The 15,157-nt window shown below is 42.9% G+C and carries 15 protein-coding genes; 8 read left to right on the forward strand and 7 right to left on the reverse strand.

What is annotated here, in order from left to right:
• Positions 1-363: 363 nt before the first annotated feature.
• Complete coding sequence (gene argF, locus KAH81_07485; GenBank protein MCK5833496.1) at positions 364-1,284, forward strand: ornithine carbamoyltransferase; 921 nt, start codon at positions 364-366, stop codon at positions 1,282-1,284.
• Between the two features lie 7 nt (positions 1,285-1,291).
• Here the strand turns inward: argF and KAH81_07490 are convergent, their stop codons facing one another.
• A complete protein-coding gene (locus tag KAH81_07490) occupies positions 1,292-2,833 on the reverse strand; it encodes a YifB family Mg chelatase-like AAA ATPase (GenBank protein MCK5833497.1) in 1,542 nt (513 codons plus the stop codon).
• Between the two features lie 249 nt (positions 2,834-3,082).
• Between KAH81_07490 and KAH81_07495 the strand changes: the two genes are divergently transcribed.
• The 5 genes from KAH81_07495 (at position 3,083) to KAH81_07515 (ending at position 7,620) form a co-directional block, all read left to right on the forward strand.
• Positions 3,083-4,228, forward strand: a complete 1,146-nt coding sequence (locus KAH81_07495; protein ID MCK5833498.1) for a 1-deoxy-D-xylulose-5-phosphate reductoisomerase — start codon at positions 3,083-3,085, stop codon at positions 4,226-4,228.
• A 1,006-nt stretch (positions 4,229-5,234) separates the two neighbouring features.
• Positions 5,235-5,387 (forward strand): hypothetical protein, encoded by a 153-nt coding sequence (locus KAH81_07500; GenBank protein MCK5833499.1) that lies wholly within the window; start codon positions 5,235-5,237, stop codon positions 5,385-5,387.
• A 457-nt stretch (positions 5,388-5,844) separates the two neighbouring features.
• On the forward strand, positions 5,845-6,372 hold the full coding sequence (locus KAH81_07505) for a thermonuclease family protein (protein ID MCK5833500.1): 528 nt from the start codon (positions 5,845-5,847) through the stop codon (positions 6,370-6,372).
• A 115-nt stretch (positions 6,373-6,487) separates the two neighbouring features.
• Positions 6,488-7,168 carry a deoxyribose-phosphate aldolase gene (deoC, locus tag KAH81_07510; GenBank protein ID MCK5833501.1) on the forward strand — a complete coding sequence of 227 codons (681 nt, stop codon included), beginning with the start codon at positions 6,488-6,490 and terminating at the stop codon, positions 7,166-7,168.
• The gene (locus KAH81_07515) at positions 7,165-7,620 is read left to right on the forward strand and encodes a 23S rRNA (pseudouridine(1915)-N(3))-methyltransferase RlmH (GenBank protein ID MCK5833502.1); all 456 of its coding nucleotides are present in this window, start codon (positions 7,165-7,167) and stop codon (positions 7,618-7,620) included. Before deoC ends, KAH81_07515 begins: the two co-directional genes overlap by 4 nt.
• Positions 7,621-7,755: 135 nt before the next feature.
• Here KAH81_07515 and KAH81_07520 read toward each other — a convergent pair whose 3' ends face one another.
• Both KAH81_07520 and KAH81_07525 read right to left on the reverse strand, forming a co-directional pair.
• A complete protein-coding gene (locus KAH81_07520; GenBank protein ID MCK5833503.1) occupies positions 7,756-8,502 on the reverse strand; it encodes an ABC transporter ATP-binding protein in 747 nt (248 codons plus the stop codon).
• On the reverse strand, positions 8,489-10,048 hold the full coding sequence (locus KAH81_07525; protein ID MCK5833504.1) for a transglutaminase domain-containing protein: 1,560 nt from the start codon (positions 10,046-10,048) through the stop codon (positions 8,489-8,491). The genes KAH81_07520 and KAH81_07525 overlap by 14 nt, the downstream gene beginning before the upstream one ends.
• Positions 10,049-10,094: 46 nt before the next feature.
• Between KAH81_07525 and KAH81_07530 the strand changes: the two genes are divergently transcribed.
• Both KAH81_07530 and KAH81_07535 read left to right on the forward strand, forming a co-directional pair.
• Positions 10,095-10,259 carry a hypothetical protein gene (locus KAH81_07530; protein MCK5833505.1) on the forward strand — a complete coding sequence of 55 codons (165 nt, stop codon included), beginning with the start codon at positions 10,095-10,097 and terminating at the stop codon, positions 10,257-10,259.
• Entirely contained in the window at positions 10,252-10,539 is a 288-nt protein-coding gene (locus KAH81_07535) for a DUF2007 domain-containing protein (GenBank protein ID MCK5833506.1), read from the forward strand. The genes KAH81_07530 and KAH81_07535 overlap by 8 nt, the downstream gene beginning before the upstream one ends.
• Before the next feature lie 101 nt (positions 10,540-10,640).
• Here KAH81_07535 and ribD read toward each other — a convergent pair whose 3' ends face one another.
• From ribD to KAH81_07555, 4 genes are read right to left on the reverse strand one after another with little or no spacing between them, the layout of a single operon-like run.
• A complete protein-coding gene (gene ribD, locus KAH81_07540; protein MCK5833507.1) occupies positions 10,641-11,741 on the reverse strand; it encodes a bifunctional diaminohydroxyphosphoribosylaminopyrimidine deaminase/5-amino-6-(5-phosphoribosylamino)uracil reductase RibD in 1,101 nt (366 codons plus the stop codon).
• Between the two features lie 11 nt (positions 11,742-11,752).
• Positions 11,753-11,989, reverse strand: a complete 237-nt coding sequence (locus KAH81_07545) for a HypC/HybG/HupF family hydrogenase formation chaperone (protein MCK5833508.1) — start codon at positions 11,987-11,989, stop codon at positions 11,753-11,755.
• Positions 11,962-13,431 (reverse strand): glycosyltransferase family 39 protein, encoded by a 1,470-nt coding sequence (locus tag KAH81_07550; protein ID MCK5833509.1) that lies wholly within the window; start codon positions 13,429-13,431, stop codon positions 11,962-11,964. The genes KAH81_07545 and KAH81_07550 overlap by 28 nt, the downstream gene beginning before the upstream one ends.
• Position 13,432: 1 nt before the next feature.
• Positions 13,433-14,977, reverse strand: coding sequence for a PD40 domain-containing protein (locus KAH81_07555; GenBank protein MCK5833510.1), 1,545 nt, complete (start codon positions 14,975-14,977; stop codon positions 13,433-13,435).
• Positions 14,978-15,157 lie beyond the last annotated feature (180 nt).

A 15,157-nucleotide genomic window follows, 5' to 3' on the forward strand; every position in this document is an offset into this window, starting at 1 on the left:
TAATGTGTAATTCCGTAGGGGAGGGGCTTAGACCCTCCCGCTAAAATGGGCGTTGTTGGGAGGATGACGTGCATTGAAAATAAATGACCGCTCGATGGCGCGGGTGGGTCGATGGCGCGCAATTTGCCCCTCTGCAAATTTCGTGACAGAGTGGTGGAAGGGATGGGATTTTTGCGGTCGAAAATCATGTAAAATTATTCCTTATCGACCGTAGCAAAAATCGTGACAGCGACGGAGGAGGGTGAGAAAAATGACATTATAATCCCGTAGCCTCTGCTTATTCACGATTTAACTTGATTTTATAATAAATTGTATTAGACTTAAAATTCTTAAAAATAATAAATCCTATTTCGTGAGGTTAGAATGAAACGCGATTTTATCTCAATCGACGATCTAAACGCCAAAGAAGTTAAAGACATCCTTGCCGGTGCAAAAGTTCTAAAGCATATGACAACTTGGGGTGATAATAGAAAGCCACTCGAAGGAAAATCAGTTGCACTGATATTCCGCAAACCAAGCCTCAGAACAAGAGTAAGTTTCGATGTTGGCATATATCAATTTGGTGGCCACCCAATAGTTATTTCCGATGCGGAAATCGGGATGGGAAAAAGAGAATCGGTCCATGATATCGCAAAAGTATTATCGCGTTATGTTTCACTTATAGTTATTCGCACTTTCGACCAACCCGAAGTCCAAGAATTAGCAAAATATGCCGATATGCCTGTTATCAATGCACTCACTAATCTACTTCATCCTTGCCAAATTATGGGTGATGCCCTTACTATAATGGAACATCATGGCTCTATCGACGGAATTAAAATAGCATATGTTGGTGATGGGAATAATATTGTAAACAGTTGGTTGAATTTATCAAAAAAAATCAAGATCGATCTTCGGATTGGAACCTCCACAAATACCCATCCAGATACCAACATTCTGGCTGGCGCACAAACTGCAGGATTGAGCAAAATAACACTTACACATGATCCATTAGAAGCGGTTAACGGTGCCGACGTTATATATACAGATGTTTGGGCAAGCATGGGTGAAAAAGAAAAGGCCACTGAGAAAGCTTCACAACTCGGCAATTTCCAGATTAACGCGGAATTACTCAAACATGCTTCACCGCATGCTATTGTTCTTCACTGCTTGCCTGCCGAAAGAGGCAAAGAGATTACCGATGAGGTTATAGACGGACCGCAAAGTGTAGTTTTCGATCAAGCAGAAAACAGACTTCATATTCAAAAAGCCATAATGCAGTTCTTGACTACCGGATTAGTGTAAAGGATAATTATGAGCCGTGCCAATATTTCCGGTCGAGGCTTCTATATTGAATAGCTTCTGAAACATGATGTGGCGCAATTTCAGGGGAATCTTCTAAATCGGCGATAGTCCGAGATAGCTTGAGAATCCTATCATATGCACGAGCAGAAAGACCAAGTTTAGTGATCGCCATTTTTAGTAGCGCTTCTGAAGGTTCATCGAGTTGACAGAAGGCTCTAATGAGTTTTGTGTTCATGTGAGCGTTACAAAAAACCCCCGGAACATCCGTAAATCTCTTTTGCTGGTGAAGCCTGCTTTGCGATACTCTCTCTCGAATTGTGTCAGAATGATCGCCCGAACTCGGGCCGGAAAGTTCGTTGTATTTAACGGCAGGAACCTCAATATGAATATCTATTCTGTCTAGAAGTGGCCCAGATATTCTCCCAACATAATTCTGTATTTGTGAAGGCGTGCAAGTGCATTCGTGATAAGGGTCGCCAAAATACCCACAAGGGCATGGATTCATCGCTGATACAAGAGTGAATTGAGAGGGGAAGGTCAATGTTATCGCCGCTCTTCCGATTGTAACATAACCATCTTCCATGGGCTGACGCATTACCTCGAGAACATTTTTTTTGAACTCAGGAAGCTCATCCAAAAATAAAACTCCATGGTGTGCAAGTGAAACTTCTCCGGGGCGTGGGTATGCTCCTCCTCCAATAAGGCCCGCATCCGATATAGTGTGGTGAGGCGCCCTAAATGGCCGTGTCGCAACGAGTGCGGTTTCTCCGGGAAGAGTTCCGGCAACAGAATGTATCTTCGTAGCATCGAGAGCCTCTTCGATGGAAAGCGGGGGTAGTATAGAAGGGAATCTTCTTGCTAACATGGTTTTACCAGAGCCTGGAGGTCCAATCATAAGCACATTGTGTCCACCCGCAGCTGCAACCTCGAGTGCTCTTTTAACATGATTCTGTCCACGAACATCGCTGAAGTCTGCGGTATATGCGCCTGCAGTCTTAAAAATATCCTGAACACTGGACTTGAATGGTGCGATGTCAAGATTTCCGCAGATAAAATCGACGGCTTCTTTGAGTGAAGAAACAGGATATACAGGCGGCCCCTGTGCTATTGCCGCCTCTCTAGCATTTCTAATTGGAACGATTATGCCATCGGCTTTTTCCTTCTTAGCCAAAATGGTGATAGGTAACATCCCTTTTATTGGCGCCACAGAACCATCGAGACCCAGCTCTCCTACAACAAAAAAGCCATTAATATAATCACCGGTAACCACACCTATTGCGCGAAGTAATCCCAGTGCTATTGGCAAATCGAAAGAGCTACCTTCCTTCTTAATATCGGCAGGAGCGAGGTTAAGCGTTATTTTACCTTGGGGGAATGGAAAACCAGCGTTCTTGATAGCACTCGTAACCCTTTCGCGGCTTTCCCTAACAGCGCTATCTGGTAAACCTACTACATTAAACGATGGTAATTTAGCTGAAACATCCGTTTCGACATCGACACGGTATGCATCAATTCCATAAAGTGCAGCTGTTATGATGCGAGAAAACATAATATAAAATATATAGGCATTACTAACCATTTGTAAAGGCCAATTTATTGGTTTCTTTACTGAGACATATAAAAAATCAATTTCAATCATAGTTTTTTTCTCCAAAATACAAATCACTCGCATGGTTCCCACCTCAGTCCGTGGTCCGAGGCCTTGAGCCTTGGAATCTCCGGCTCGATAAATATAACTTGGGATAGAACTTGCGAGTTAGGAGTGATTTTGGTATTTTGTTAGAAAGAGAGGTTAATTATGAAAAAAATAACAATACTAGGTTCGGCCGGGTCAATAGGAACTCAAACTTTGGATATCGTATCTCGACTTCCTGAGCGTTTCGAAATATATGGCCTTGCAACTTTGAATGAGGCAGAAATCCTTGCCGCCCAATCTAAAATTTTCCAACCCAAAGTTGTAGCAATAGCCGATGAAACCGCAGTTAAAGAGTATGAGAACCTATTAGGCAACTATCGGCCGGAGATACTCGCCGGACCGAAAGGTGTCGAAGAACTTGCAAGAAGGGAGTCAGCGGATATTGTCGTAAATGCTATTGTGGGATCCGCAGGATTGATGCCGTCTATGGCCGCTATACGCTCGGGGGTTCGCCTTTGCACTGCCAATAAGGAATCTCTCGTTATTGCAGGACAAATACTCATGCCTTTAGTTCGTGAGAAGGGCGCCGAGCTAATCCCTATTGACAGCGAGCATTCGGCTTTGCTTCAGGCCTCATTGGCTGGAGCAGGTAAAGAGATTCGGCGGCTCATTATTACAGCTTCAGGAGGGCCATTTCACGGGAAAGAGGTTGACCTCGATTCAGTTACTGTCGAGGAAGCCTTGAAACATCCGAATTGGAAAATGGGTCCAAAAATAACAATAGATTCAGCGACTATGATGAACAAGGGTCTCGAGGTAATCGAAGCAAGATGGCTTTTCGATATTCCTCCATCGCAAATTGATGTGCTTATCCATCCGCAAAGTATAATTCACAGTATTGTCGAATATGTTGATGGTTCACAAATAGCTCAAGCTAGCTACCCAGATATGAGGTTGCCGATTCAATATGCCCTCACATATCCCGAACGAACTAAATCCCCTATTCCGATATTAAACCTTGCCGAATTGCGCAAATTAACCTTCGAAGAGCCGGACTATTTAAAATTTCCTTCGCTGCTTCTTGCCTATGATGCGCTTGAGGCTGGTGGTTCTTCTCCATGTGTTCTAAATGCTGCTAACGAAGCTGCTGTTAAATTATTTTTGGAGGGCAAAATTCGCTTTTCAGAAATCGCACGCATTGTTAACCGCGCCTTGACCAAACACAATAAATCTTTAGAACTCAATATCGATGGTATTTTGGAGCTTGATCGAGAGATTCGAGAGAGAACCTTAAGAGACTTCAATTGAGAAAAAAACCACTAAATGCCCATTTTTTGCCAATTTTATAACACTATATAATTATTCGTCAAGTTATTATTGGTGTTATAAAAACGCTTTTTTGCACAGTCTAATTCATTGACAATCATGATATTATTAGCTTATCAACATTGCGCTGAATCCCTTTTCAGGTCGTATTGTTTCTATTAGGCCATAAGCGTGTTTGTGATGTTTTTCACAATACAAAATAATTTCTTGTATCTCCTTTTATATCATTATGATATGGCTATCTGCCAATTCGCTTAAAAAAGTATTTCTGAAAAATTCTTGAGAAAATATTTTTCGCCAATATATTAGTATTGCCTTCGGGAAGATGAATAAGGCATCTTTGAAAACGAGGTTACGAGGAGTGAAAAAAGGACTTTTTCGGTTCTTCCGGAGAAGGACTCTCATTCCAAGAAACTCGACCCAAAAGGTTGCTCGTGGGAGTTGCCCACCGGCACATTGAAAACGGACTAAGGAACCCAGTGCTATTGAGCAAACTGCACTTTATCGGCGGCTTGACCCTTCGGGGTGTTCGTTCGAAAGGATGAACAGGAAAGCCATCGTCGACCGATTAGATGGCCGAAGAATTCGGCCGGTCGTGAGAGAAGAAGGTCTCTCTAGTTGATAGGAAACGAATTCACTGCCCTTCGGGGTGAACGGGAGAAAAACCCGCAATGCAAAGGTGATACGGCACTATCGAACGGCAACCGATGTGAATTTTCTAAATCCTTCTGGGAGTGGTTTAACAACCATGAAAATTCGGTTTGCATCTTCAGGGAAAACCGTAAGGCAATTCCTGAACGATCCTGCTCTTTATATAAATGCCTTCGGGTAGTTTATAGAGGTAGGGTTGGCACTAGAGTGGCAAAACACCCTTCTTAATTGAAGAGAGAAAGGAGCAATTCTTTCGAGGCAACGCGTAGAGCCAGTCTTGTGAGGCCATTGAGCGCGTTTAGCGCGACATGTGGCATGATGCAGATTTATAACAACGGTGCGTAATGGGTTAGAAGCCCTTATGGGTTTGCCTTTAAAGGCAACGCAAGATTTTAACTCCAGCGCGGTTATAGGATGTAGTTCGCTAGATATCCGCCCTTCCTATGGAAGGAATCGGGCGAAAGCTACGATTGGTAACGCGGAGATTTAACGGAAAACATCCCTATGGTTACGGTCAAATCCACCCTAGAGGTTCGAAACGGGTAAACCGAATCGAAGCAATGGAAATAGGCCTTGATCCTGAAATTCTTCTGGTGAGGCTGTTTGGTCCCGAATAGCTATGAAAATTAGCTCTCTCGGAGGCAAAACAATCGAGCCGGACCATCGATAGGGTGCAACCCGGCACACAGAGAAACGGGCCCTTCGGGGCGCACGGAGTAATACTGTGCGAGAGATTCCGCGATATCGAATGCTGAAAGCTCAAAGAAATTAGATATTATATGCCTGATTTTTTCAGTACATGGACCGAAAAATCCTGCCCATGAGCAAAAAGAGGTCGTCTTAGGACGGCCTCTTTTTTTACATAGCATAGGCAAACGCCACTTGGGGGGTGTTTTATTAAATATTTTCCTTTTTTTTATCGACTGGACGTTTATACTTAATACATCATGATTAGGAAAATTTATTTCATATTAATATTGGCGTCTGCTTTAACCTCTATACAATGTGACCGAGCAGCAGGTTCTGATCCTCCATCAAGCAATGGTGGTAATGATGATTCCACAACCTACCTTATCGTCGACGTCAAAGATGGAGATACCATCGAGCTAGACAATGCCGAGACTATTCGTCTTGTGGGTATCGACACTCCTGAGATGAACTATGGTAGCACGCCAGAACCTTGTGCTGTTGAAGCGACAGAATATACCGAGACTTCTGCGCTGGGGAAACGATGTTATCTAGTGTATAATATCCCTGTTGGTGATTCACTAGATATTTATGGCCGAACTCTCGCCTTCGTTCATATTCTGCCTGGTAGCACTTGTCTTAATATCGAGATATGCAGAGCTGGCTGGAGCGAGGACTGGGATAGCTTTCCGGTGCGAAGTGATTATGAATTGCAGTTTGAACAGGCTGAAACCGAGGCTATGAACGCAGATAGAGGTATATGGGATACAACAAATAACTGCGACTGAAGCGAGGAACGCAATGGATGAAAAAAGACTCTACGAATTAGTGGAATTCACTAAAACCGAGATTGAATATAAAAAATTACAAAAGCCGCTTTCACCATCGTGGGTGGAATCCGAAATGGCAAGACGTGACCATTGTAGATTCGTTAAAAATCCCCGTGATCTCGCACCACTTATAGACCATACGCTATTAAAACCTGTGGCTACAAAGCAAGATATAATTAGGCTTTGCGAAGAGGCTGCTAAATACGGTTTTGCCAGCGTATGCGTCAATCCCTACTGGGTGCCATTAGCTGCTGAGAATCTAGAAAATTCATCTACACTAGTTTGCACAGTAATAGGTTTTCCTCTTGGTTCTAATATGTCGATAGTTAAGGCCGAGGAAACTCGTATATGTATCGAGTCTGGAGCAAATGAAATCGATATGGTAATCAATATCGGGCAGGTGAAAGCGCACAACTGGCGCGAGGTATTCCAGGACATCGCGCAGGTTGTCGAGACAGCCGAAAATATACTCGTTAAAGTTATACTCGAAACATCGCTCCTCACCGAAGAAGAAATCGTTCAAGCCAGCACCGTTTCTTTGTCTGCGGGCGCTTCGTATATTAAAACTAGCACAGGCTTTGCCAGTGGTGGTGCCACAGTTGAGGCTATTTCGCTTATGTCCCAAACCATAGGAGATGAGATTGGCATTAAAGCCTCCGGTGGTATTGGCGATTTTGAGAAAGCTCTTTCTATGGTCCGCGCAGGGGCTACGCGAATCGGTTCGAGCCGCTCGATTAAAATCATAGGAGAGTGAAGCTCAAAATCATCATAGTTGGCAAACCGGATGAGCAGGTGGCTAGCCTTATTGCGCATTACTCAAAAAGAATTGGCTATTACGCACAATTTAAAATTGTGTCCGTTAAACAGGGGAAACACCTTCCTCCTGAAGCCACGATTGAACTCGAATCAAAAAGACTGCTTGAAAAAGTCGAGGCGAAAGATTTCATTGTCGCACTTTCTGAAGAAGGCCGTAAATTAGATTCAATTGAATTCGCTAAAAAATTATCCAATATAGAATTAGACGCTCGCAATGTAGTGTTTCTTATTGGTGGTGCTTATGGCCTCTCGGTTTCACTTAAATCCCGCGCAGACCTGATATTGTCTTTATCAAAAATGACATTCCAGCATGATATAGCTTTAACTGTTCTCTCCGAACAAGTTTACCGCGCGATGACCATCCTTCGAGGGGAAGAATATCACAAGTAGGGTAGGAAAAATGATATGTTTAATCTGTGATATAAGGATAAACGCTACAAAAAAAATCGAGCCTAATAAACAAACTAAAATATTTGGATAAATAATCAAAATATTATTTGTGAGATTTAACAATTAAATAATCCTCTATCTGTCCTCTGGGAAAAATACTGCCCTTTCTCCACCGGTCATTTCTAAAATGCGAGCCTCTAGGTCCTCCACTGAGATTCCTGAAATGGTTTCAATCAACTTTCCATTTGAAATAAGGCCGATCCGCGAGCATAATTCTGCTGCAACACTCAAAGTATGAGTGCTCATGAATATTGTGGTTCCGCGCTCGACGAGTTTCAGTAAAATATCTTTCACCAGCCTTTGTGATTGCGGATCGAGACCAACCATAGGCTCATCGATAACAATAAGTTCAGGGTCGTGAAGAAGCGCTGATGCCATAACTATTTTTTGCCTCATACCATGGGAATATTCCCCCGCGTAATCATCTCCCCATCCCTCGATACCGAATAGATCAAAAAGCCACTCGATACGGCTTTCAACAAGCTCTTTAGGCATATCGTATAAACCCCCAACAAGATTGAGAAACTCATGGCCGGTAAGTTTATCATAGATATATGGAGAGTCGGGGACATAACCCATATTCTTTTTTGCTTCTTCGGGTCTCTCCTGGATGTTAATTTCTTTAATAAAAACACTACCATCAGTGGGCTTTGAAAGACCGGTGATCATCTTGATAGTAGTCGTTTTGCCGGCACCATTAGGGCCAAGAAAACCGAAAAACTCGCCTCTATTTATGGTTAGATCGAGCTTATCAACCGCCAGTGTTTTAATATACTTTTTAGAAACACCAATGATTTTGATCATGGGATTATCGTTGTTCAATTTCTTCTCCTTCATATTCGACATCGATAAAAGAAAGGCGTGCATCACCAAACCTGAGAAGGGCAAGCATCTGGTCGAGATTCCCAGAAGTAAGCTTAATATGAGCAGCATCGGTGGGGCTCTGTCCAAGGGTTGGATCGAATGTGTGCCATGCGCTGTCGATATAAGCCTGCGGCCATGCATGATAATAAAAATATCCATCGAGATAGAGAAGCCCGACATTCATACGAGCTGGAATACCTATCGCTCTTGCTAAAGCGACAAATAAAATAGTGTGTTCGTTGCAATCTCCACGCATTTTTTGTAAAACTTCCACGGCGTTTGGGATAGAAGCAGTGAGGTTCTTATCAATCTTTTTAAAAAGATATGTGTTGATCGCCTTGACTTTATCAAAATCCGTTTTCGAATCCCTCGTTATTTTCTCTGCTGCTGAAATTATCCTTCGATCATTACATTGGATATCCAGCGAGGCCAATGTATCTTCACTTAACACAACAAAGGAAAGTGAATCATCGAATCCGCGTGAATCGATGACAAGTGTCTGGCTGTCAGGATCCCATCTCTGGTTAAAATCATTTAGGTTAAAAAGTTCGGTTTGAAGATTTTTTATTTTTATAACCAGACGCACAGCATCGCGCGGTCTTTCAATGACCGAACCTCCAAGAGATACCGCAAACTCAGAAAGAAAATCGATATCGGCCGATTGACGAAGGTCGAACTTGAGCGCCTTTTCTTTGTTCTCCCTGACCGACATGAAGCCCTCCGCAGTCTTCTCCATAAGAAGCACCCCTGTCGAGTCAATCCATAAACCTGTGGTTAAAGGGCCATAGAATAAGCGAACCTCCCAGACATCCCGGTCGCCAAAACGCCTTAAACGGTCCCTGCCTATTACATCGACTTTATATGATCTTGAATTGGCGGTTATAGGATCGAAGCTAGGCAACTCAAATCTCCCGCTCTCAAATCCACGTCTCTTTATTAATTCCGGTATCACTGACGATGTATATATTTCACCATCAAAAGGTAGTTTAATGTTGCGGCTTCCAGAAGGCGTGTTGATCTCAACGAGAAGTTGGTCTTCCCGAACAATTGCATTAATATTAGTTTCGTAACCACCACCACTAAAATGAAATGTCAAAACCTTCGCGCGCAAACTATCATCTACAGTTATTAGCCCCTCGGTTGTGATCTCTTGAGAAATCCCCCCGATAGTGAGGTTATAATAACTTGTCTCCTGATAAAGAAGTCCGCTGGGAAGCTTCCGCTTAATAACACTATTATAACCAATTTTCTTGCCCTTGAAAGTTACAGAATAGTAATCTTCGGAAATTAATTCTCCCATCTCGACTACATTAAAATCCGGCAAATCGGAGACCCTGGGAACAATGTTACGTTTTACAAGGAAAAAAACCATTGTGCCCCACCATAACAATATAAAACCCATAACATAGGGCTTTATTCTCCTCCAAAGATGTCCTCTTTCATTCGACATGTAAATATTATATCCATCGCAAACTCTAACGCAAATGCAATCTGTTAATTGCATATTGACATTGTATCAATATGTAAATAAATTTACATTGATTAAAACAATGAAAACAATACCTTCAAATTCAGACACCTTAAAGGAAATTATATGGAGTTCTAATCCTTCGATTCCCTCTCCATGTGATATGCCCCACGAACCTTATATTTCAACTTCTCCCGCTATCCCTTTTTCACAGGATATCCCAAAACAATCGGAGGATAATGAATAATATGGAACCTGAAACGGTTATACTCGATGTTACCTTACGCTCGCTTGGTGAAATGATAAAAGAGATACTTCAAAATGAGGGCATTGAGGCTCATCTTATTGGAACAAGTTTCCTCAGCACCGCTTACCTTTGCGATGCTGGTTTGATCAAACCCGATGGTGTTGGTTGGAGGGTAGTCGTGCCTACAGAACAAGCCAAGCATGCAAGAGAGATCATTAAACAACTTGAAGACATAGGCGAACTATCTTTTGACGAAAATTCGGTTATCGATGAAGATTAATTCTTTAAGCTATATCCTTCTGTGAATTAATGGATTAAACTGGAATGTCAGTTTTTAGTGGCTGTGTTCACGAGAATTACAACTAAGTGTATAATAATTAATCAATCCCGCTTGGAGTACCCAGAAATTATAATATCATCATCGAGATTTCTGTATTTCACTTTTCCGAGTTTCAAAGCTTCATTTAGGTCTTTTGTTCCAATATCTCCGATTGCACTGATACCAGCTCCGATGAAGATCGGAGCAATAGCAATAAATATCTTATCGGCTGCCTTTGCCTTAAGTGCTGACGTGATTACTTTTCCGCCGCCTTCAAGCAAAACTGAACCGACACCTCTTTCATACAAGCTAGTCAGCAGATTCTTCCAAAAAAACTTTCCACGAGGGACAAAGAGTGTTTCTACAAATTCTGGAAGAATCTCATCGCCAACATATTCTCCATCCCTAATAACTAATACCCTAGTGCTATCATTGGAAAAGACATTTAACGAACTCGCTAACTCTCTTCCACCAACAAGTATTATCCTTGCGGGTTTATGATGAGATTCCACCGATCTAATATTTAGATGTGGATTGTCCATTGTAACTGTATTCGCGCCCACCGCCACCGATCCATGATGCGTCCGCAGAATATGCCCAAATTTCAAAGCCTTAGCACCCGATATCCATTGAGAATGACCTGTTGCCGTAGCTATCATGCCATCGATACTTTGAGCCCATTTCAAGGTGAGAAAAGCTCGTCTTTCGGTCCGTTGAACGCGATAATGATCGATAAGCTCCATACCCTCATCTGCAAGAACACCCTCATCGACCGAAATACCCTCTTCACGAAGTATGGCAATCCCCATACCGCACACCCGTTCGTCGAAATCGTCTCTGCAAGAAACGACAACACGGGTAATACCGGCCTTCAAGATTGCCTCTGTGCATGGAGGAGTTGTTCCATAATGACAACATGGTTCAAGCGTTACATAAAGAGTTGCACCTTCAGTATTATTCTTATTAGAGCGTGCATCCTCGATAGCATTTATCTCGGCATGCGGCTCGCCTCTATATCTATGCCATCCTTTGCCGATAATCCGACTGTCCTTGACCAAAATCGCTCCAACAGGCGGATTTGGAAAGGTAGAACCTTTACCACGTGCCCCGAGCCCGATGGCTATTCGCATATAAAGTTCATCTTTTTTTACATAAGAATTCACTTATTGGTCACCTATTTAGGATTGCCGATATTCAAGGCATTATCGACCTTATGTAGAGCGTCGAGAGTATCGATGGCGTCCCCTTCGGTCGTGGTGCCTATTGCAAACCCAGCATGAACGAGGACGAAATCACCTATTTTAGACTCGGACATAAGCATAAGATTCACCTTTTTTGTAAACCCGCCAAAATCGACCTCTCCATTTTCGCCGTCGATAGAAACTATTTTCCCGGGATATGCGAGGCACATGGATTCTCCTTCTCATCGAATATATAAACACTTATTATATTATCAGGGGAATCTAATCCCAAAATTATTTTCTTCAAGTATTTTATTTTTTCGTTTTCGGGAACAATGGAAAAACTATCGATAGGTGCGCCGCGTTCAGATAGTAGCCGTTCTTGAACCATCGAATCGAGCTCGAGTAGTTTGAAAGCTCCTGAACGCCATACGTGCGCGGCTTTTCCATCGGGAAGCTCGGTATCGAGTCCATCTCGAAGTAGGATACCTGTCATCTCTTGCCTCAAATAATGAACAGCACCCCAATCGCGCGAGATCGCAGATTCGACCTCTCTTTCTTTCAATCTCGATGTAACATCGCGCCAGGGCAAAACATAGACTGTGTTTATGTAGTCTTTACCGGATAGCACCCCAAAGATACCCCAAATATAACCACTGAATAACAATAGTATTGTAATAAAAGCAGCCCTAGGCTTTAGAGATTCTGCCCCAATTCCCATGGCTATTGCAACGCAAGGAAGCAGGAACAATACACGCGCTGGATAATATGTGAATGGTAGTTTTTGAAATAGCACAGCAAGAACCAATGCGCCCAAGAGAAGTGGTGCTCCAGCTACGAGTATGGTTAAAGCCGTTTTTCTCTTAAGGGCTATAGCAAAAAGAAAAATTGCAGAGAGCAAGGCCAGCGCGGTCAAGATTTGCCAAGGATATCTTACCTCGCCAATAAGAAAATCATAAATTGTGAAACCGACGCCTATCACAACGCTTTTTAGCGATGGAACCGAATCTTCAGCATAACTAATCGCCGATCTAGCGAAAAAATAAATCGATGGTAGGGAAAGGGCAATGGCGCCGACAGTCACGATTATCCAGTTTTTTATCCTGGTTTTATTCTTTAAAAAAATAATCGAGAGATGAATCGGAATAAGCAAATACACTGTGAAATTCGACCATAATGCAAGAGCAATGAAAACTCCATAGATGATCCATAGCTTTCCGTCTCTATCTATAGCACGTAGAAGAAAAATGGTTGAAGCAAGAAAAAGAGCCTCAGTGAAAAGATAATATCTGGCCATTCGCGCAAATATCCACATCGATGGATGTAGGGCCACTATCAGAGATGAAATGATTCTACCTACACGGCCGAGTCCAAGCTGGCCTGCAAGTTTCCAGGTTAAAATAACTACAATAGGAAAAAACAGAATGGATGGAGCTCTCAAGCTAAATTCAGAAAAACCAAATATTCCGCCCCATAGCTTCAAGAGCGCAAAATACAGCGGTGGGTGTGGCTCGCCGGAGACAAACCATCCCAAAAAGCCGCTCCATTTTTCGGTGATTATTTCAACAGTCCCCGCCTCATCACCCCAAAATGCGAATCGCGTCCCAAAAGCGGATAAAAGTGTAATCGCCGAAAGGGCGTAAATAATATTCCTTTCGGCTCGATCGGTCAATTTAGTCTCCTATAATGTGGAACTCAGTTCGTCTATTAAGCTGGCGACCTTCCTCGGATACGTTATCCGCAACCGGCATCGATTCGCCGTATCCTTCGGCACGAAGTCGCTTGGTTTCAATCCCATGATCAACCAAGTATTTAAGGACAATAAAAGCCCTTCTTTCTGAAAGTAAGAGGTTATATTCGTCGCTTCCGATTGCGTCGGCATATCCCTGTATCTCGATGCGGAGCTTTGGATTATCTAGGAGGAGTTTAACAGCTCGCTTGAGCTCCGGTTCGGATTCTGGCCTTAGAGAGTCTGAATTGAAATCGAAGAAAATGTTGCGAATTTCGAAACTTTCACCGACCACAAGCCTAGAAAGCATGAAATCCATCTTTAGTTCTTGATAGCCCTCTTCGACTGGAATATCGTAGCGTTCGCTGGAGAAGGCGTAACCATCTGCTGTAACACTAATACCATAGGTTTCCCCAGCCGGAAGAACAATGAAGAACTCTCCAGTTTCGGGGTTTGTCTTTGGAGTTGCAAGGACCTCGCCGGTGGCAATACGCTCAACGGTTATTTCCGCAAAAAGGGGCATTTTGGTGTCTTTATCTCTCACTGAACCGGATAGTGTAGCAACTACCTTCGGGCGCAAGGCATCGGAAAGCGGAAGCCTGTAAATATCAAAGCCGCCATAGCCACCTTGCCTGTCACTCGAAAAATAGATAAGGTCGCCTTTGGCGGGCACACTGAAAAAGTAATCCGAACCTGGAGTGTTGACTGGCGGCCCAAGATTCAAAGGTTCAGACCATTTACCGCTTGAATCAACCTCTGACTTAAAAACGTCCAAAAGCCCCAAACCACCGTGGCCGGCACTCGAAAAGTATATGGTTTTGCCATCGGGATGAATGAAAGGGCTGGCTTGATCACGGGCATTATTGATGGGATAACCTATGTTCTTCGCTTTATCCCAACCCCTTTCCTTTTTGGCGGAAAACCAAATATCTCTATTGCCAAAACCACCGTAGCGGTTACTAGAATAATACAGACAATTTCCATCGGCAGAAATAGAAGGATGACCATCCCAACCCTTACTGTTGACATTGTTGCCAAGGTTGCGAGGTTCACTCCAACCATCAACCACGCGCTCGGAAATATATAGGTCACAACTCCCGTAACTATCCTTTCTACCACAAGCAGTAAAGATTATTGTGTTGCCATCTGCGGAAATGGCCATACTACCTTCATTGGCCGTAGTGTTAATAGGTGAACCAAGTGAGACGGGAGTGTGCCACCTATTATCGCGAAATTCTGAAAGATAAAAATCCTCTTGTTCATCCTGACGGTTACTCGAGTAATATAGTTCCTTCCCAGAAGCCGAAACATAGGGTGCAAAATCCGAAAAAACAGAATTCGCGGTCGTCATATTTGTAGGCGATGCTAAATCAGCAAGAATATTAGTTTTCCCCGGCCTTTTACCCAAGGTATCTGGTGTAATCCCGGTCGAGTCCGAATAAAGGATTCCAGCTAAACATAGAAAAATCAATATAACTGAGTTTTTCATTTAAATATCCAATCAATAATTAATCTTATTCGATATACTGGCAAGTTTTGCGCCAAGTTCAAGCCTTTTATCGTAAACACCCCATTTCTTCTAATCAACCGAAAAATAAAAAGATACGACGCCCCGAGCAGTGTTACTCTGAGCAAAATATATGTTAATCCAATATCGGCTTATAATAGC

Source organism: bacterium (assembly GCA_023145965.1).
GTDB lineage: Bacteria > UBP14 > UBA6098 > UBA6098 > UBA6098 > UBA6098.